The organism is Bradyrhizobium sp. LTSP849 (assembly GCF_000938255.1).
GTDB lineage: Bacteria > Pseudomonadota > Alphaproteobacteria > Rhizobiales > Xanthobacteraceae > Bradyrhizobium.
The window spans coordinates 19,166-38,053 of record NZ_JYMR01000047.1 but is presented as its reverse complement, the minus strand read 5'-3'; the positions used below and the strand labels follow the sequence as shown (position 1 = coordinate 38,053).

Genomic DNA, 18,888 nt, shown 5'->3' with positions numbered 1-18,888 from the left:
ATTATTCTAATTAATCAAGCATTAAATCGGCGCAATGGATATCGAGGACTCAACTCGTAAAGATGGTTTATGGAGCTGTTTGAGATATGCGGTCAGTCAACGTCGTGTTTTTCGCGGAAACAACGCGAGCCGGCACTCCCGCAACAATGGCTGCCGGCGGCACATCCTTCGTTACCACCGCTCCGGCGCCGACCAATGCGCCGGCCCCGATCGTCACACCGCATAGAATTGTAGCATTCGAGCCAATGGACGCTCCCTTCCCCACCTGGGTGCGCTGTAGCGTCCAGTCGGAAGCCCCCTGAGGACGGCCATCGGACGTGGTCGCCTTCGGATGCTTGTCGTTCGTAAACATAACGCCATGGCCGACGAATACCTCGTCCTCGATGATTACACCTTCGCAGATGAAGCTGTGTGACGATATCTTGCAGCGAGCACCGACAATTGCGCCAGCCTGGATTTCGACGAACGTGCCAATCCTGCTCTCATCACCGATTTCGCATCCATATAAATTGACCAGTTCGGGATGGAGGATGCGGACGTCACGACCAAGCTTGACGTCTTGCGTTATGGGCATGTTTGAACTCCTAGTTATACGGCTACGGGTATCGGGCGCGACGGCCCTGGAGCGACTCGACCAGACCGATTGCAGCCCGATGAAGTTCATGCAGCAGCGGGTGTCCCGTGATAACCAGCCCCAGCCACCAACATAACGCGACGGCGACGCCCCCTGACATCAAAGCGACAACGGGCGCGAGGCTCTCCGCCTCTGTCAACGTTGCACTTATAATCACACCGGATGATGCGATAGCCGTTACAATTCCGCTCTTTAGCAGAGCACGCGCAAATTCTCCGGGCCTGAAGTTGAGTTGGCGCCCGAGAAAATATACCGCCACGGCGGCTTGGAATGGCAACGTCAGGATCGCCGATGCTGCCACCGCCTCTACGCCCAGGAACGATGCCCCGAAAATGACGAGAAGCGATGGCGGAAGCGAGATCAGAGACGAGATCAGCGCATCATGTACCCTTCCGACGGTAACGAATACCGGGTAGGTCAGGCAGGCAGCGAACAGCGCCAAGCTACCGACACATAGAAGGCGCACCACCGGAACGATTTCCAGCCAGGTCGGACCAAGCCAGAGCAAAACGATAGGCCGCGCCATGACTGCGACAAAAATCATGAACGGCCATTGTACAACAGAGAGCAACTGAACGGCGTCAAGGTAGACGGACTTCAAGTCGCCTCCGGCCTTGCTACGGGCGACAACCGCCGGCATGATTACAGGGCTTAGGACCTGCGTGACCAACTTGTCGAACACTTGCGTCAAGGCGGTCGCCCGGCTGTACAGACCGACCGAGGCGAAGTCGAGAATCTTTGCCAGAAACAGCTGAGGCGCGAGGCCGTAGAATACGTTAACGACGCTAACCGCACCGGAATAAAGACCGAAGCCGACGATCTCACGGCAATCGAGCAGCGACGGGCGCATCGCGCCAAAATCGCGCCGCCACATCAGCAGCATCAGAGCTAACATCGCGTTGCCCGCCACGCCACCCCAGATCGGCGCCATGTAGCTGAAGTCAGCAACTGCGAGGACGACGGAAACGGTCGCGACCACCATACCGGCTATCAGATTGCAGATCGCCAGCACGCCGAATTCCATCTCTCGCCGGAACAGCGCCGATATGGTTCCGGAAAACGGCAACAGGAGAAGATTGAGCGCAGAAACCTCGATGCCGCGCTTCAAGCTTGGCATCTCGAATAGGTGCGAAAGCGGTTGGGCAAGCGCAAATAGAGCCATGGCGGCCGCCGCCGAGATCACCATAGTAATCGTGAACGTGGTCTGCACATTTGCGCGCGTCAATTCTCGCTTCTGAACCAAATAGCTCGCACCTGCAAACTCCTGAAAACAAGCAGAGATCACCGATATGATGGCGTTCGCAACCGCATAGATGCCGAACTCCGACGGCGACAACAAACGGGCAAGCACCGCGGTCACGACAACGAAAAGCAGAAGGCTGGCGTAGCGGTCGAACGCCGAAAACAAGATCGAACGCTGTACTGAGCTCATTGCGCTGCTGCCACACCTGCCACGATGAGATGCTACGTCATGGCACCATTATGCCGTCGCTCTGGTGCGTTCCGGAATTCCGCGCAACCGTTTGAGGAATATGGGCGCGCCTCGCTGCGCGATAGAAAGCGATGCAGCCTCCAGCACCTCGATCACCTGGAGGCTCGAGATCCCGTCCGAAATCGGCTGCGCGCCCGTACGCACACACTCGACAAAATGCTCGACTTCCGTTTGCAGCGCCTCGGTCGGCGCGATGTGGGGAGCCCACATGTCCCCGGCACGATAACCGATCCGAAATTGATGCGCATCTTCGGACGGCGCGTCGAGTGTAATTCCTTTGTCGTAGACCTTGATCTTTTCGGTCGGCTCGAGGTCGTCATAGACAATCATCTTCTTGCTGCCGCCAATGAATGTCTGCCGCACCTTGACCGGCGAGAGCCAATTGACGCTCACATGGGCCACGCACGCATTCGCAAAGAACAAGGTGATGTGAGCCATGTTCTCCGGCGATCCGGCGACGTGGCACGATCCCGTCGCCGACACCGCGATTGGCTCCTCATCGAGAATATAGCGGATGATTGAAATGTCGTGCACCGCTAGATCCCATATTACGTTTATATCCTTTTGGAACAAGCCGAGGCTCGATCGGGTGCTATCGTAATAGTAGATGTCCCCGAGCTCTTTCTTCAACAGGAGCTCACGAATCTTTTGAACTGCCGGCGTGTAGAGAAACGTGTGATCAACCATCAACGTCAAACCGCGCCGATCGGCTTCATCGATCAACCGGCAGACAAGGTCCGCGCTTGGCGCAAGGGGCTTCTCCACCAAAACATGCTTCCCGGCCCTCAATGCCGCAAGGGCCAGATCGTAGTGTGTATGCACCGGGGTCGCGATGGCGATTGCGTCAATCTCGGGGTTTTTCAGAAGCTCTTCATAGTGCTGGGTCGTCACAATGCCCGGATAGAGACGATTACTGACGGCCAGCTTGCCCGGATCGAGATCGCTCACGCCGACAACGCGGGCGGCGGGGCTGCCCGCAAAGTTACGAACGAGATTCGGCCCCCAATAGCCGTACCCCACAATCCCGATTCCCAGTTGGCTGCTTGGCATGCTGTCCTCGGCGTTGTTCTGGGTTTAGACCTTGATCTGGTTTGGCTGGTGGTCGAACAAAATGGCCATCACGTCCGTGCTGGCATGTCCTGCCATATGCCTCGCGTGTCCACGACATCGAGATGACGGCGCTCTGCCAGCGGCACCATCTTGAATTCATCATGGTCGACAAGAAGAACTGCGATTTCGCAACTGCGCAGCGCTTCGTCGATGCTCATGAACGCAACGCGATAGTCCGCGAGCTGAGGTGGGAGACGCCGCAAATTCGGTTCGACAATTTTGATCCGTTCACCATATTTCGCGGCTAGATGGGTCGCGATCTCCATCGCCGGGCTTTCGCGCAAATCGTCGACGTTGGCCTTGAACGCCAGTCCACAACAGGCAACGTTTGCATACGGATGATCGTCGATCAGCGCCTCAATGCGCTCGATGACCTTTTGCGTCTTGGCATTATTAACTTCGCGGCTCGTCCGCATGACGCGCGCGAGATCCGGCGCGGAATCAATGATGAACCAGGGGTCTACTGCGATGCAGTGCCCGCCGACTCCCGGCCCTGGCCGCAGTACATTTACGCGCGGATGACGGTTAGCAATATCGATCACCTCCCAGACATTGATGTCGAACCTGTCGCAGATCAGCGAAAGCTCGTTGGCAAATGCGATGTTGGTGTCGCGGAAGGCGTTTTCCGTCAACTTGACCAGCTCGGCCGCGCGCGCCGTGGTGCCAACGCAGGCGCCGCGAACGAACATCTTGTAGAAGCGTTGAGCGCGCCGTGTGCAGGCTGATGTAATCCCGCCGATGCACCTGTCATTGTTGATGAGCTCAGTCAAAATCCGTCCTGGCAGCACGCGCTCCGGACAATAAGCGACGTAGATCGCTCCGTCTTCCTTGCCGTTGACGCCGATATGCAAATCGGGCCTGCGTTCGCCAAGACGTTTTGCGATACCCTCGGTAGTTCCGATCGGCGAGGTCGATTCAAGAATGACGAGGTTGCCAGGCACCAGAAGGTCTAAGACGCTCTCGACGGCGGCATTCACGCTTGACAAGTCTGGCCGGTTCTCGCGATCAATCGGGGTAGGTACCGCGATGATGAAAACGTCGGCTGGCTCCGGTTTGTTCGACGTCGTAAGCACACCGCTCGATACGACCTTGGATACGAGGCCATCGAGGTCGGGCTCCGCGATGTGAATCTTGCCGCTCGCCACTGTATCGACGATACGTTGATTGGTGTCCACACCCACCACCTTGAGCCCCCGGCTCGCAATCAGGGCAGCGGTCGGCAACCCGATATAGCCAAGCCCAACGACACAGACTTTCTGAAATTCAGGCATCGAGAAGGACTTTCACAATCCGCTCGCTAGCATGCCCGTCCCCGAACGGATTATGCGAGCGCGCCATGGCGGCGTAGGTTTCGTCATCGTCCAGAAGGCGGAATGTCTCCGCAACGATCTTGTCGTAGTCCGCTCCGACCAAGCGAGCCGTGCCCGCTTCCACTCCCTCCGGACGCTCGGTCGTCTCGCGCATCACCAGGACCGGCTTCCCGAAAGTCGGCGCCTCCTCCTGTACGCCGCCCGAGTCGGTCAGCACCAAGTGAGATAACGACAGGAGGCTCACAAAGTCCGTGTATTCCTGAGGCGAAATAAGAACGACCCTCGGGTGGTCCGCGAGCCGAGACGCGAAAACATCGCGGACATTCGGATTCGGGTGGACGGGAAGCACAATAGCAACGTCCTCCCTGCGCAGGATCGTCTCTAGTGCATTGACAATGTTGGTAACACCGCCCCCGAAATTCTCCCTCCGATGGCAGGTCACCAGGATAATACGGCGGTTCCCGTGGCGTTTCTTGATGCCGTCCCAACGACAAGAGAGTTGTGGGTCGGCTTCGACCATGGCTTTCGCGAAGATGAGAGCGTCGACCACGGTATTTCCGGTGACGTGAATGCGGTCATCGGAAACGTTCTCAGAGCGCAACGCGCTCGCGGCGCGCTGTGTTGGTGCAAAATGCTGATCGGCGATCGACCCGACGATCTTTCGGTTCACCTCCTCGGGCCAGGGAGCGAAGATGTCTCCACTTCGCAGTCCGGCTTCGATGTGCGAGACCGGAATACGATGATAATACGACGCCAGCGCACCCGTCATGGCCGTCGCGGTGTCGCCCTGCACAATAACCCTGGTAGGCTTGACTTTGTCCATAAGCTCGCCGATTTCCCCGAGCAGCCGGGCGGTGAGATGATCCAGAGTCTGATTGGCCGTCATGACGTTCAAATCAAAATCCGGGACCACTTTGGCCAGCTTCAGGACTTGATCGAGCAACTGCCGGTGCTGTGCAGTCGCACAGATGGTTATGGTAATGTCCTTGCGCTTTTCGGCCTTGAGTCGGTTGATGACTGGAAAGAGCTTGATTGCCTCCGGTCGGGTCCCGAGGAGAATGAGAAAATGCTTGTGCACGCCTCACCCTCCAATCCGGCTGGTACCCGACGGAACCGTGCCGAGCGCTCCAAGCGAACGTCGAAGCGCCTGCCGCATAACGGCCGGCGCAAGAATGCCTGCGAACAGCGTATTCGTCCTGGCGTATCGCCACCACATACGCCCGGGCTCCTGATAGATGCGGTACAGCCACTCGAGACCAAGCTTCTGAATTTTTATCGGAGCGCGTTGAACGGCGCCCGCCAGAATGTCGAACCCACCACCCACACCCATGATAAACGGCACACCGAGATCATCGCGATGGGCCGCGAGGAAGCGCTCCTTCCGGGGTGTCGGCATGCCAATGAAGAGACAATCGGCCCCGCTGGATTGGATGTCCCGGACGACCTCAGTCTCCTGGTCGCGCTTGAAATAGCCGTCGTGTAGGCCCGCAAAGACGAGTGAAGGATGCCTCTCGCACGCGTGTTCCATTGCCTGCCGCAAGACGTCGGGAGTCGCCCCCAGGAAATAGGGCTTGAAGCCGTTCTGCGCGCACACCGCGAGCAGCTCAATGAGGAGATCCACGCCCGTGACGCGCGAAGTAGCCGGGAGGCCAAGCGCACGAGCGCCCCATAGAATTCCCATGCCATCGATGCTGACGACGTCGCTATTGGCGACATCGGCCGCGAGCATGGGATCGGATCGCATATTGATGAATTTGGCGACGTTCAGCGCTACATGCTGCAGCCTGCGGCGGGTGCGCATGGCATTGCGCGCCAGCTCGACTGTTTCTGCCATCGTCAGAAGGTCGACGGGGCACCCCAAGAATGACGCACGCATGGGAAAATCCTCCAAAAACATCACTTGGTTTAATTTAGATTTAAGTTTATTAATCCAAATATAGCTGGCAACCATTTAATAGCAAGTTTTAAATTATTAAAAGCCGGGCGCCTAAATCGACACTGAAACGGCAGAGCTGCAGCGAAAGGAATCGCTGCAAACAGCCCTGGAAAATTAAATAATGAAGGGATTATCAGCGCATGATTTCGGTGATTGTTCCGCACCTCAACCAACCCGCCGCGCTGGAAGCCTGTCTGTGCAGCTTGGACGTCCAGAGCCTGTCTCGGGATCTGTTCGAGATCATCGTGGTGGACAACGGCTCTGCCACGCCTCCCGTAGACGTTATTGCCGCCCATCGTAGCGTACGGCTGCTGCATGAGTCGCAGCCGGGGCCCGGGCCGGCGAGAAACGCCGGAGCCGCGAATGCGCGAGGGGACATTTTCGCCTTCATGGACGCGGACTGCCGCGCGCATCCCGACTGGCTCACCGCTATTGATGAAACGTTTCAGCAGGCGGGGCCAGGAACCATTCTTGGCGGGGAGGTTCGGATTTGGCCGCTCGCCAAAGGACGCTTAACGGCGATCGAAGCGTACGAAAGCGTTTTCGGCTTTCGTAACCGCCTGTACGTTACGAAGCACGGTTACTCGGTGACGGCGAACCTTGCTGTCCGCCGTGCTGACTTTGCGGCTATCGGACCGTTCCCGGGCATCCAGTTCGCGGAAGATATGCAGTGGGGACAACTGGCAATCCGGGCTGGCCGCCAATTCCGCTATGTTCCGGAGATGATCGTGCTCCATCCTGCGCGGCGTTCCCTTCAGGAGCTCTATGCCAAGTGGGACCGGCAAATCACGCACTACCGCAACATGGCGCAAGGCAGACGCGGCTGGCAGATCCGCTGGTTCGCGCTCGCGCTTCTCATCTTCGGGTCGCCGGCGGTTAGCGCGATCAGCGTTCTGACCACCAGCCGCGTCCGGGGAATAAGCGATCGAGTCAAGGCGATCGCCGTTCTTTGCGCCGTCCGAAGCCATCGGACCGCCAAGATGCTGGCGTTGCTCCGTGGCCAGAGCGCTGTCATCTGGAACCGCTAGCGTACCGGACGCCCAGGCTCAGGTTCGCCATCGGACGGTGGCGGCATTTCCTCGAAGGCCGCATGGTGGCTTAGATTCCGCAGGTCGGTACGCCGGCCGAAGGACCACAAGATCCAACCAAGTTCGTAGCTGCGGCACTCGAGCCGAACTCCCACGCTAGCGCTGTCGATCAGCGTCTCCTGCCCGGCTCCGAGCCAGGCGTTCTTGAGCGCTCGCAGCACCCGCGGTGCCTTGGTCTTCAATTCACGCTCGCGAACCTGCGAGCGGATGGTCAGGTTCAGTTCGGGCACGAGCATGGATCGTGCAAGCTGGTTCTGACCAAGCACCCAGTTGAATCCCTTAGTAAGGGCGTCCCGCGCTCCCCGCCGCTCATAGCGCTCCGCCCATTCCAGCAATGCTGGGGCCATTCCATACTGATGGACCGAATAGACTTCGTAGAAATCAAGCACCCGGCCGTTCAGCGCATCGAAAAACCAAGGCCATTCGCCTTGGGGGCCTTGAAGCGCCATCAGATTGCGCACACACTTATCCGCCATGACAAGCGCGGAGGCGTCACCCGCGAACTCGCCGTAGTGATAGCAAGCGAGCGAGAGATAGGTCTCGGTCGCAAATGATGCGAAACGGCGCCGAAACCCGAATGGCGCGTCGAAGAACAATCCGGAATCGCTACCGAAACGCTCCCTGAGGAAGCGATAGAGCGGTTCGGCGAAACACGCCCACTCCCTTTCGCCAGCCTTGGCTTGAGCCACGACTCCCGTCAGCAGCATACCTAGGTCCTGCGCGCGGAACGAATTCCACCGTGCCTGGTCCGAAAGGATTTGTTTCAATCTGCGATTCACTTGCTCCGGAATCGGAAGGCCGAGTTCGGCGGCGGCCCACAAAGCCATACCAAAGGCATAGGTGCGCACGGGAAGGGCGGTGAGGTTCATAGCATTTCGATGGAATATCTCAGAGAGATCAATACCGTTTGGCAGATCCGCAACCCGCGACATCCCAAGCAGCACATTGAGGGTATAAAACACGTCGCTATGCGGTACCGACTCGTTTGCCGAAGCACGACCGTCAAGGTGATAAATGTGCGACCAACGGTGCTCTTTAGGTAACCAACAGCGCTCCAACCCCTTGAGCGCGTAGTTCACCAGCGGAGAGTTCGCCGACGGCCTGTTCGCCGTAGCAGGCATCACCAGCTTAACACTACTATTCGGACTGTTCATGATTGCAAACCCAGCTGCCAGGTCAATATTCCCGAATGCTTTCATCCAGGCCGCGGATCAAGGGATAGAGGAAGTACGAAATGATCGTGCGCTTTCCGACCTTCAACTCCGCCGCCACCGCCATACCAGGAATCAGTTGAACACGTTCCGACGGCAGCCGAAGGTGCGTGTCCCGCAAATCGACCAGTACGCGATAATAGGGAGCTGGCGCGCGGTTCGCACCTTCGGCCTTCGGGTCCGGTGAGAACGAGTCCTGGCTGATGACTCGTACCTCACCGGTCGCCGTACCGTATTTCTGGAATGGGAATGCCTCGAATTTGATCCGCACGGGCTGCCCGACCGCAATCTGCCCGATGTCCTTGCCCTCGATCCTGACCTCCGCCTGGAGCGCCACATCGCGAGGGACCAGCACGAACAATGTCTCGGCCTCGCGTACGACCGAGCCGATAGTTCGGTTGGCAACCTCGAGCACCACAGCGTCGGCCGGGGCCTGCAGTACGATCAACCGACGGCGGAGCTGCACCTTCTTGAGCTCCTCCGCGGCCCCGTCGCGCTTCGGCATGGTCTCCACAAGCTCCTGATAGGCCGTCCGCCGAAATTCTTCTGCGAATACTCTCTGATCCGCGCGTGCCTTTTCCAAACGATGCGTGTTATCGACGATGCTGCCGCGAACGCGAGCCATATTGCTCTCGACCTCAAGCCGCGCATCTTGGGAAAGCAGGAAGTTCAGCCTTGAGCCGACTTCCTTGGCCATCAACGCGCTCCTCATGGCTTCGATAGAGCGCATCGTGTCCAATCGTTGACCCAGCAGATCCTCCTCGTCGTGTGCAGTCTTCAGATTGGCTTGAGCGGACGCGATCTGAGCATCATAGTTTTGGATTTGGGCCTCGAATGCGGTCCTACGCTGCATAAACACCTTGCGTTGCAGGACCTGGTCGGAATCGGCAGGATCCACAACGACGTACTCTGAACCATCCAACTCCGCCTGAATCCGGTGAATGGAGGCGTCGAAGGCGGCGACCCGGCTGCGCAATTGATCAAGGTCAGCCTGCGAAAATGTCGGATCGAGCGTCGCCAACACCTCACCGCGGTTAACGGAGTCACCTGCCCTGACATGAACATCCCGGATAACCGAGGTTTCCAGCGGTTGCACAACGAGGTTGGGACGCGTGGTAGTCAGCTTGCCCTGCGCCGTCACGACCGTGTCAACACGCGAGACGCATGCAAAAACGACCCCGGCCGCTATCGCCGCTACAACGCAATAGAGCGTGATCCGGCCTACGCGCGGCGGCGTACGTTGCTCGATCTCCACGGCATCTGACTGAAATTCCGCCAGGACGCGCGGCTCTATCGGCGCTCGCCTCAACAGTCCCCGCCTCCGCCGTGCAACCGCCGGAGACCCCGCTCTGTCGAACCCCGCTGCAGCTTGCGAATTCTTGGAGGCGGTCATGCGACCTGCCTCATCTGCTGATTCCAGAGATGCCTGTAGATAGTGCATTTCGACAGCAGCCGATCGTGACGGTCGACGTCGACGATCCTGCCTCGGTCAATTACCAGAATCTGGCTCGCGTCTGACAACATGGAGAGCCGGTGCGATACGATGATGACGGTCCGTCCCTCCGCCATACGGCGCAAGTTGCGGCGGATGATCGTTTCACTCTCGGAGTCGAGCGCGCTGGTCGCTTCGTCCAAGATCAGAATACGCGGATCGACGATCAGCGCGCGGGCGATCGCAAGGCGCTGCTTCTGCCCGCCGGACAGGTTCGACGCCTGCTCCTCGAGCATGGTGTCGAACCCTCTCGGCAGCCGCTCGATGAACTCATCGGCGCCCGCTAGCCGAGCCGCCCTGACGATTTCGTCGAACGTCGCGTCGCGCTTCACGCAGGCAATATTCTCGCGCACGGTCCCCCGGAACAAGAAGCTGTCCTGAAGTACGATCCCGAGATTCCGCCGCAAATGGGCCAGATCCAGCTCACGCGAATCGTGACCATCGATCCGCAGCAATCCCTGCTGCACCGGATACATTCCGGCGATAAGTCGCGTTAGCGTCGTCTTGCCCGAGCCGCTGCGGCCGACAATTCCGAAGATCGACCCAGGTGCGACCGAAAACGACACATCGTCCAGCACGGGTGGACCGTCGCCATAGCGGAAACTCACGTTTTCGAACTCGATTTGACCGGCGAACTCCGGCCGCAGCCCTTCGCGGTGGCCGTCCCGTTCCTGCTGCTGGTTCATGACCTCCCCGAGCATCTTAACGGCCAGTGCAACCTCCTGATATTCGTGCACCATGGTCACCAATTGAACCAACGGCTGCGAAACGCGTCCGGCCAACATATTGAAGGCGACCAGCGCGCCAATCGTCATTTCGCCGCTGAACACATCCAGCGCGCCCAGAACGACGATGCCGAGCGTCATCATCTTCTCGAGGAAGCCCGTCACCGCCTGAGCTCCCGCCGATATCTTTTCAACACCGAAGCGCATCGAAACGGATTGCGCACAGCGATCGTCCCACGCCCTGTTCTGGGTTGGCTCCATGGCCAACGACTTGACCGTGCGCATTCCGTGCACGGTCTCAACCAGAAGAGCCTGGCGTCCGGCCTCGGCCTGATAGAGACTATAGAGCCGTCGTCGGAACGGTCCCATCAACAAGGCGACCACACACCCGCTCGCGGCGGTGAAGGCCAGTACGACGCCTGTCAGCTTGATGCTGTAGAGGGCCAGGACAGGAAGGAACACAAAGAGCGAAAGCGCGTCCAGTGCGGTCAAGAACAGACGGCCGGTCAGGAATTCGCGGATCCGACCGGCCTGCTGCATGTGCTTCACGAGGACGCCGGCAGATATGTGCTCGAAGAACGTTACGGGAAGTCCCAGAAGATGCCGGAATGTCTTGGTCGCGACCCGGATATCAATCCTGTTCGTGGCATACAAAAGCAGGTAGCGACGCAAAAAGCTGAATATGGCGTCGAAGCAAAGTGCAACAATCGCGCCGGCCGTGAGTACGTAAAGCGTCGTGAAACTCTCGTGCACAAGAACTTTGTCGATGACGAGTTGAAAGAAGATGGGAAGCGCGAGACCGAGCGCATAAAGGAAGACGGCAGCGATCGCGACATCGGAGAACAAACGCCATTCCCGTAGCATCTCCGGTACAAACCAGCGCAGTCCGAAGGCCCCGCGGGCGTCCGTTGTCCGGCGTTCGCGCTTGAACAGGATCGCCGTTCCAGACCATCGCGTACAAAACCGATCTGTATCAACAACCACCGGCTCGTGCTTCCGCTCAGCCAGCGGATCGAAGACCGTTACAGTCTCCGTACCGTCGCCCTGCGTCCCAGCGCCCATGACGACGACCCAGTTCTGGTTCGAGAGCTGAACAAGGGCCGGGTATGCTTCACCGAGATGACATAGCGCCTCCCAATCGAGCTGGGCCGATCGAGCACGAAGTCCGGCATCGTGCGCCATGCGGAGCACAAGGCTGGTCGAGACTTCCTGTTCGCCGACAGCATAGGCATGGCGCAGACGCTCCGACGGCAGGTCGATACCATGATGGGTAGCAATCCTGGAAAGGCATTCAAGTGCGGTCCACGCCGCGAAACGAACCTCGTCGTCGGACGCTGACGAGCCCGGTTCACACCGCTCGATTTCAACGGAAGTTGGTTGAGACATTTGGAGACCGCGGTTGATCCGAAACTAACGAAATGCGCTCCGCCGACGAGGAGGCTTGCGGCGTCGCTACGGTCGCCCTCGGCTGAGAGCGCTGAATGACGCCCGCGTCGACAAGCCCCTGAAGCGCGTTCTGCAGTACCTCGACGGAGTTCGCGAACGACTCCGCTGAGAAGATCAACCGCTGGAGAAAGACTTTCTTGGGCGCATTGTTGGCGTCACGTTCCGTGGGAGAAAGACTTACCAGGTCCACTCGTACGATCGATCCGCCGATTGTGACCTCGTCAATCCCGTCGGTGTAGAGTTCGTCATGCATCGGCTTGCTTCCTTGCGGCGTCAATTTAATGTTGATCGACTCTGACATCGATTTTCGGAGCCGGAAATGGCTGCGGGAACCGAAGGATTTCACTGAGATACTTACCGTATCCACTCTTCTCCAACGGCTCGGCCAGCGCCAGGACCTGTTTGCGATCGATGAATCCCTGCCTGAAGGCGACCTCCTCAAGGCACGCCACTTTCATTCCCTGGCGTTTCTCAAGTGTCTGCACGAACATTCCCGCGTCGATGAGCGACTCGACCGTGCCGGTATCCAGCCATGCGAACCCCCGCCCCATTCGCTCCACATGAAGAGCATTGGCCGAAAGGTAGCGCGTTTGCAGATCGGTGATCTCAAGCTCTCCGCGCGCTGACGGTTCGACGCGACGAGCATACTGAACAACGCGATTGTCGAAGAAATAGAGGCCGGTAATCGCCCAATTTGACACCGGCTTATTCGGCTTCTCCTCGATTCGCACCGGGCGATCTGTCTCGTCAAAGCTGACGACGCCATATCGTTCTGGATCGCGCACGTGATACGCGAAGACCGTCGCGCCCTGTTCGCGCGCCGCGGCTTTGGCGAGCAGTTCGCTCAAGCCATCTCCGAAGAAGATATTGTCCCCGAGTATCATGGCCACGCGATCGCTTCCGATGAAGTCGGCGCCTACAATGAACGCTTCCGCGAGACCTCCTGGTCGGGGCTGTTCCGCGTAGCTGAGACGAACGCCCCACTGGCTGCCATCACCTAGCAGTCGCTCAAATTGGCACCGGTCTGCCGGCGTCGTGATGACCAGAATCTCTCGGATGCCCGCCAGCATCAGGGTCGACAGGGGATAATAGATCATCGGCTTGTCATAGATGGGCAGCAACTGCTTGCTGACCACGCGCGTGATCGGATAGAGGCGGGTTCCGCTGCCGCCTGCTAAAATGATTCCCTTCAGCATTGGTATTTCCTTCTCCGACGAGTTGGTCGAGGCAGGCTTCGAGAGAATGCTGCCAGGCCGGCAATCGAATTCCGAACACACGTTCGGCCTTGGATGAATCAAGTCGCGAATTCGGAGGTCTGCGCGCGGCGCACGGATACTGTTCGGCCGTGATCGCTTCGAGTTTGGGAGGCCGCACTCCACGACGGGCAAGTCCTTCGAAGATTGCCTCCGCAAAACCGTGCCAGCTCGTAGCCCCTTCGCCGGCGAGGTGGAAGATGCCCGCGACGGTACGCCGGTCATCGGTTAGCGCCCGTTCCACGATCTGGAGAAGCGCCGCCGCGAGCGCGGACGCCGAGGTCGGGTTTCCAAGTTGATCGCAAACGACCCTTACAATCGGGCGCGTTTCCGACAGCCGCAACATCGTCCGAACGAAGTTGGTGCCATATGGGCTGTAGATCCAGGAGGATCTGACCACAGTCGCAAGCGGATGCGCTGCCAAGACAGCCGCCTCCCCCGCGAGCTTCGAGGCGCCGTAGACGCTTAATGGTGCGGGAATATCCGCCTCGTCGTAGGCCCCCTGCTTCGCACCGTCGAAGACATAATCGGTCGACACATGTACAAACGGGATGTTCCTTTGCCATGCAACATTTGCCAACGCTGCCGCACCGTCCCGGTTGATGCTGAAGGCCCTTCCGCGCTCCGATTCTGCCTGATCCACTGCCGTGTAGGCGGCGGCGTTGACGATCATTGAGGGGGCGAGGGAAGCGATAGTCCTGTCGATTCCTACGCGAGCCTCCAGGTCAAGCTCGTTGCGCCCAAGAGCCACCGTACGCAGGCCGCGGAGAGCGGCGAGATCGTCTAGGCATCTTGCCAATTGGCCATTCCGACCAGCTATTAGAATCGGTTGCTCAGTCATTTGTGACCTCAGTGTTGCGTGGCGAGAAGACCGAGGCGAGAACCGTCGTAGACCTCGGTGCGAGCACACCTCCACCAAGTGCGGCTAGCAAGATACCATTCCACGGTCTCGACTAGACCTTGCTCGAAGGTGCGCGCGGGTTGCCAACCGAGTTCGCGGTATACTTTGGACGCGTCGATGGCGTAGCGCGCATCATGCCCTGGACGATCCGGCACGAACTTAATCAGCGAGCGCCTCGCGGCCGAACCCGGACACAACCGATCGAGCAAGTCGCAAATCTGGGTCACGACATTCAGATTGGACCGCTCACAATTGCCGCCTAGATTGTACTTCTCGCCGGGCTGGCCATCGACCAGCAACTTTATTAACCCTGCTGCATGATCTTCAACGTGAAGCCAGTCGCGTACATTGCTTCCGTCGCCATAGACCGGCAGCGGCTTGAGCTCGATCGCATTGAGGATTGTCAACGGAATGAGCTTCTCCGGGAATTGGAAGGGGCCATAATTATTTGAACAATTCGATACGATGATCGGAAGACCATATGTCTTGAACCACGCAAGAGCGAGGTGGTCTGAGGCTGCCTTGCTTGCCGAATACGGCGAGCTCGGCCGGTACGGCGTATCTTCACAGAAGCAACCAAGTGGCCCCAACGAGCCATAGACCTCGTCTGTTGAAACGTGGATGAACCTGAATTGTTCGCGCCGCTCACTTGGTAATCCGTCGTAGTATTTCCTGGCCGCCTCCAACAAATTGTAGGTCCCGACTATGTTGGTATTGATGAACGCCGCAGAGCCTGTAATTGACCGATCGACATGACTCTCCGCCGCAAGATGGATTACTGCGCTCGGCTCCCATCTGGCGAATACGTCATTCATCGCCTCCTGGTCGCAGATATCCTGCTGCACCAAGCGATACGAACTCATGCCGTCGATCGACGCCAACGAAGCTAAGCTGGCTGCGTAGGTCAGCTTGTCGACATTGACTACCGCGGCACCCGCCTTCAGCACCAATTGTCGACACACCGCAGAACCAATAAAGCCCGCGCCGCCCGTTACCAGGACACGCATCCCACACCCCTTCCTAAGCGAAAATCGAGGCAAGTTGATCGAACGTGGGAAGCGTCCGGTCCTTTGGAGAAACCAAAGCCGCCGATGCCGTCACCGGCCACTCGATCCTCAAGTCAGGATCGGCCCAATAGAGCCCGCCGTCATGCTCGGGAGAATAGATCTCATCTACCTTGTAGAAGACCACCGTCCGGCGCTGGAGCGTACAGAAGCCGTGAGCGAACCCTTTTGGAACAAACAGCTGATCGTTGTTCTCGCTATCCAGGTTCACCGAGACATGCTTGCCATAGGTCGGCGACGCCCACCGGAGGTCGACAACAACGTCGAGAATTGCCCCGCTTAGCACCCGGATTAACTTGGCTTGCGCAAATGGTGGCCGCTGGAAGTGCAAACCGCGAACGGTTCCAACCCGCTCCGAGCATGACTGGTTGTCCTGAACGAAGTCATGGGGAATTCCCTTCTCGGCAAAGGCCGAACGCCGAAACGTCTCGCAGAAATAACCACGGCTGTCGGAAAGGCGATCGGTTCGGACCATTTTGACATCAGGGATCGCCAAACATCGTACTTCCACCATCGTGGGTATCCTCCGACACCTTTAAATCGTCTCAGCTGAAAACCATCTTGATCTATGCGACGTCTTCTAATTAACCGAGCGGCGCACCCGATTCAGACGATCGGGCCGCCTGGTCCGAATATAATTACACCATTACGATTTAATGCCGCCTTCGGTCGCCAGCTCCGACCGGCTAGCATTTTATATTAATAGCCGATACCCATTTAATTTGGCAACCCTAAATTTATTAGATATATTGTTTTTAATGTCGCGCACCCCTTTCAATTAATCGGCAGTCTTTAGAATCGACGCGATCCCATCTACGGCAAAGAGATAAGAATGATGCTTCAGACCCCTTCGCTGCAGACCGACAGAACACGCCTGCCACTAACCATGCAGATGCAATCCGGCCAGCAGGACGGGGCGGACATCGGAGCGTTGATCAAGTCGGCGCTTGTCTTTCTCAGGCGCCAGTACCTGATGATTCTTGTCACTGCAGCCCTCGCAAGCGCGACTAGCATGCTATATCTGCGATTGGTTCCCCCGACCTACACGGCTCAGGTTCAGATTCTTCTTGGCAATCCCCGAGCGCAATTCCTTCAGCAACAATCTCTTCTCTCCGAGCCTCTCGTCGATGTTGCTCAGATCGAGACGCAGTTGCAGATCATCAAATCGCGCGCGACGGCGGTTGCGGTGATTAAGCAATTGGCGCTCGCTGATCATCCGGACTTCAAGGAGGCGAGCTCTTCACTGTCTTCACTTCAGCGCTGGATCCAGAAGTGGAGATCAAACCCTCCGGAAGGTGGGCAATCTACGAAGCCAAATCAGCTCTCAGAAAACACGATCGCCGCTTTTCTGGATCGCCTTTCCGCCGGTCGGGTGAGCTATAGCCACGTCATTGAAGTCAATTTCAGCTCGAGCGATCCGCAGCTGGCCGCGGACATCGCTAACGCTGTTGCCAACGTCTACATTTCCGATCAGCTCAGCGCGAAGTTTGAAGCCACTCGTACCGCAACGGGCTGGCTGCAGGAGCGGCTGCGCAGCCTGGGAGACGAGGCGCTGACCGCCGAACGCGCCGTCAATGCATACAGATCGCAGAACAACATGGTTTCCGCGGGCGGGAAACCAATCGATGAACAGCAGATCAATGACCTCAATGCCCGCCTCGTGGCCGCTCGGGCGCAGGCATCCGACGCGCAGGTAAAACTCAAACGTTACGAGAGCATTCTGCAGAGCAACTCGACGAATTCGTCCGCGGCAGATCTTCCGGAGGCACTCGGCGCCGACGTGCTTCAGAGCCAGATCATCAACGGCCTCAGACAGCAGTACCTCGATTTCTCCAGACGCGAGGCCGAGTGGTCGACACGTTATGGACACGATCACCTCGCCGTCGTCAATCTGCGAAATCGCGTGCGGGATACTCGCACCTCTATTCTCGAAGAGGTCAGGCGACTTGCCGAATCCAGTCGCAACGAATTTGAAGCCGCCCAGCAACGGCTGCAAGAGCAGGAGAAACAGCTCGCGCAAGCTGTATCACAATCGCGCGTCACAAACTCGGCGGAATTAACGATAAGGGAGCTAGAGAGTCGGGCGAAGAGCTTGCGCGCGCTATACGAGACATTTCTGCAGCACTACATGGGCTCGGCGCAACAGGAAACGTTCCCTATTTCCGAAACGCGGGTCATTTTTCCTGCTTCGGCCGCGCAAACGCGGAGTAAGCCGAAGACCAAGGTGGTCCTTGCCTTCGGCCTGCTGGGTGGGCTCGCGCTCGGAATTCTCCTTGCTTTCGTCCGCGACGTAATGGACCGCGTTTTCCGTACATCTTCGCAACTCGAGGCCGCACTAGAATTGCCCTGCCTGTCTCTCGTGCCGTTGCTGCTAGTGCCCAAGACGCGGCGGCGAACGATCCGCGCTCAACAGACACACGAAGACTTGAGCCAACGGACACTCTCGACCGTTCCAGAGATCCATCATGCGGTCGTCAGCATGCCTCTCTCTCGATACACCGAGGCCATTCGATCGATTAAGCTTGCGATTGACCACAGCCCAGCGAAAGCGTCCAACCAGGTGATTGGCGTCACGTCGGCTCTCCCAAACGAAGGAAAAACCACGATTGCAGCTTCCCTTGCGCAACTGATCGGGCACAGCGGCAAGAAAGTGATCATCGTCGATTGCGACCTCAGAAATCCTTCACTCTCGTCGAGCGTTGCTCCCAAAGCGACGGCCGGCATTGTTGAAGTCGCGAATGGTAGTCGTCCACTTGAGGAAGCAATCTGGCACGATCCCAAGACCAATCTTGCATTTCTTCCGGCCGTTCGGCGCGGAACTTTGCTTCACACGAGCGAGATTCTGTCCGCGGAATCGATCTCCAAACTCTTTGATCGCCTCCGGCAGAACTATGATTACATTATTGTCGACCTTCCGCCGCTGACCCCCCTTGTGGATGTACGCGTTACGGGTTCCTTGGTCGATTGCTACGTTCTCGTGGTCGAATGGGGACGCACGAAGATAGACGTCATACAGCATGCCCTCCATACGGCTCCGATGGTCTCCGACGCGCTTATCGGCGCGATTCTCAACAAGACTGATATCAGAGCGATGTCGCGATATGACGCTCGCAGAAGCGATTATTATGATGACAGCCATTATATCCGCTATGGCTTTTCGGATGCCTGAAATGATCTGCTGGATATGCACGACAAGCGAGCCATCGTTTGGCGAGACGGGTATCTG

Annotated in this window: 16 protein-coding genes; 2 read left to right on the top strand and 14 right to left on the bottom strand. The window is 58.0% G+C overall.

What is annotated here, in order from left to right; all coding sequences use genetic code 11:
• Positions 1-67 precede the first annotated feature (67 nt).
• The 6 genes from UB31_RS26620 to UB31_RS26595 form a co-directional block, all read right to left on the bottom strand.
• Positions 68-574, bottom strand: a complete 507-nt coding sequence (locus UB31_RS26620) for an acyltransferase (protein ID WP_045001619.1) — start codon at positions 572-574, stop codon at positions 68-70.
• Between the two features lie 22 nt (positions 575-596).
• Positions 597-2,066, bottom strand: a complete 1,470-nt coding sequence (locus UB31_RS26615; protein WP_045013013.1) for an oligosaccharide flippase family protein — start codon at positions 2,064-2,066, stop codon at positions 597-599.
• Positions 2,067-2,114: 48 nt separating this feature from the next.
• Positions 2,115-3,176: a Gfo/Idh/MocA family protein gene (locus tag UB31_RS26610; RefSeq protein ID WP_045001616.1), complete on the bottom strand. Its 1,062-nt coding sequence runs from the start codon at positions 3,174-3,176 to the stop codon at positions 2,115-2,117.
• A gap of 68 nt (positions 3,177-3,244) precedes the next feature.
• On the bottom strand, positions 3,245-4,507 hold the full coding sequence (gene wecC / locus UB31_RS26605; protein ID WP_045001614.1) for a UDP-N-acetyl-D-mannosamine dehydrogenase: 1,263 nt from the start codon (positions 4,505-4,507) through the stop codon (positions 3,245-3,247).
• Positions 4,500-5,624 carry a non-hydrolyzing UDP-N-acetylglucosamine 2-epimerase gene (gene wecB, locus UB31_RS26600; RefSeq protein ID WP_045001612.1) on the bottom strand — a complete coding sequence of 375 codons (1,125 nt, stop codon included), beginning with the start codon at positions 5,622-5,624 and terminating at the stop codon, positions 4,500-4,502. The genes wecC and wecB overlap by 8 nt, the downstream gene beginning before the upstream one ends.
• A 3-nt stretch (positions 5,625-5,627) precedes the next feature.
• Entirely contained in the window at positions 5,628-6,422 is a 795-nt protein-coding gene (locus UB31_RS26595; RefSeq protein WP_045013030.1) for a WecB/TagA/CpsF family glycosyltransferase, read from the bottom strand.
• A gap of 200 nt (positions 6,423-6,622) precedes the next feature.
• Here UB31_RS26595 and UB31_RS26590 point away from each other — a divergent pair, with 200 nt between their 5' ends.
• A complete protein-coding gene (locus UB31_RS26590) occupies positions 6,623-7,510 on the top strand; it encodes a glycosyltransferase family 2 protein (protein WP_045001611.1) in 888 nt (295 codons plus the stop codon).
• On the opposite strand, the gene UB31_RS26585 is transcribed toward UB31_RS26590, so the two are convergent.
• From UB31_RS26585 to rfbC, 8 genes are read right to left on the bottom strand one after another with little or no spacing between them, the layout of a single operon-like run.
• Positions 7,507-8,724: a hypothetical protein gene (locus tag UB31_RS26585; RefSeq protein WP_245305426.1), complete on the bottom strand. Its 1,218-nt coding sequence runs from the start codon at positions 8,722-8,724 to the stop codon at positions 7,507-7,509. The genes UB31_RS26590 and UB31_RS26585 overlap by 4 nt on opposite strands.
• Positions 8,725-8,746: 22 nt before the next feature.
• Positions 8,747-10,174 (bottom strand): HlyD family type I secretion periplasmic adaptor subunit, encoded by a 1,428-nt coding sequence (locus tag UB31_RS26580; protein ID WP_082078624.1) that lies wholly within the window; start codon positions 10,172-10,174, stop codon positions 8,747-8,749.
• Positions 10,171-12,384, bottom strand: a complete 2,214-nt coding sequence (locus UB31_RS26575; RefSeq protein ID WP_082078623.1) for a peptidase domain-containing ABC transporter — start codon at positions 12,382-12,384, stop codon at positions 10,171-10,173. The genes UB31_RS26580 and UB31_RS26575 overlap by 4 nt, the downstream gene beginning before the upstream one ends.
• Positions 12,362-12,697 carry a hypothetical protein gene (locus tag UB31_RS26570; protein ID WP_045001609.1) on the bottom strand — a complete coding sequence of 112 codons (336 nt, stop codon included), beginning with the start codon at positions 12,695-12,697 and terminating at the stop codon, positions 12,362-12,364. The genes UB31_RS26575 and UB31_RS26570 overlap by 23 nt, the downstream gene beginning before the upstream one ends.
• A 25-nt stretch (positions 12,698-12,722) precedes the next feature.
• Entirely contained in the window at positions 12,723-13,640 is a 918-nt protein-coding gene (gene rfbA, locus UB31_RS26565) for a glucose-1-phosphate thymidylyltransferase RfbA (protein ID WP_063775639.1), read from the bottom strand.
• Positions 13,549-14,538: a dTDP-4-dehydrorhamnose reductase gene (rfbD, locus tag UB31_RS26560; protein WP_045013012.1), complete on the bottom strand. Its 990-nt coding sequence runs from the start codon at positions 14,536-14,538 to the stop codon at positions 13,549-13,551. Before rfbD ends, rfbA begins: the two co-directional genes overlap by 92 nt.
• Positions 14,539-14,546: 8 nt before the next feature.
• Complete coding sequence (gene rfbB, locus UB31_RS26555) at positions 14,547-15,605, bottom strand: dTDP-glucose 4,6-dehydratase (RefSeq protein ID WP_045013011.1); 1,059 nt, start codon at positions 15,603-15,605, stop codon at positions 14,547-14,549.
• 13 nt (positions 15,606-15,618) lie between these two features.
• On the bottom strand, positions 15,619-16,176 hold the full coding sequence (rfbC, locus tag UB31_RS26550; RefSeq protein ID WP_045001605.1) for a dTDP-4-dehydrorhamnose 3,5-epimerase: 558 nt from the start codon (positions 16,174-16,176) through the stop codon (positions 15,619-15,621).
• 318 nt (positions 16,177-16,494) lie between these two features.
• Between rfbC and UB31_RS26545 the strand changes: the two genes are divergently transcribed.
• The gene (locus UB31_RS26545; RefSeq protein ID WP_349643874.1) at positions 16,495-18,831 is read left to right on the top strand and encodes an AAA family ATPase; all 2,337 of its coding nucleotides are present in this window, start codon (positions 16,495-16,497) and stop codon (positions 18,829-18,831) included.
• The last annotated feature ends 57 nt before the right edge of the window (positions 18,832-18,888 follow it).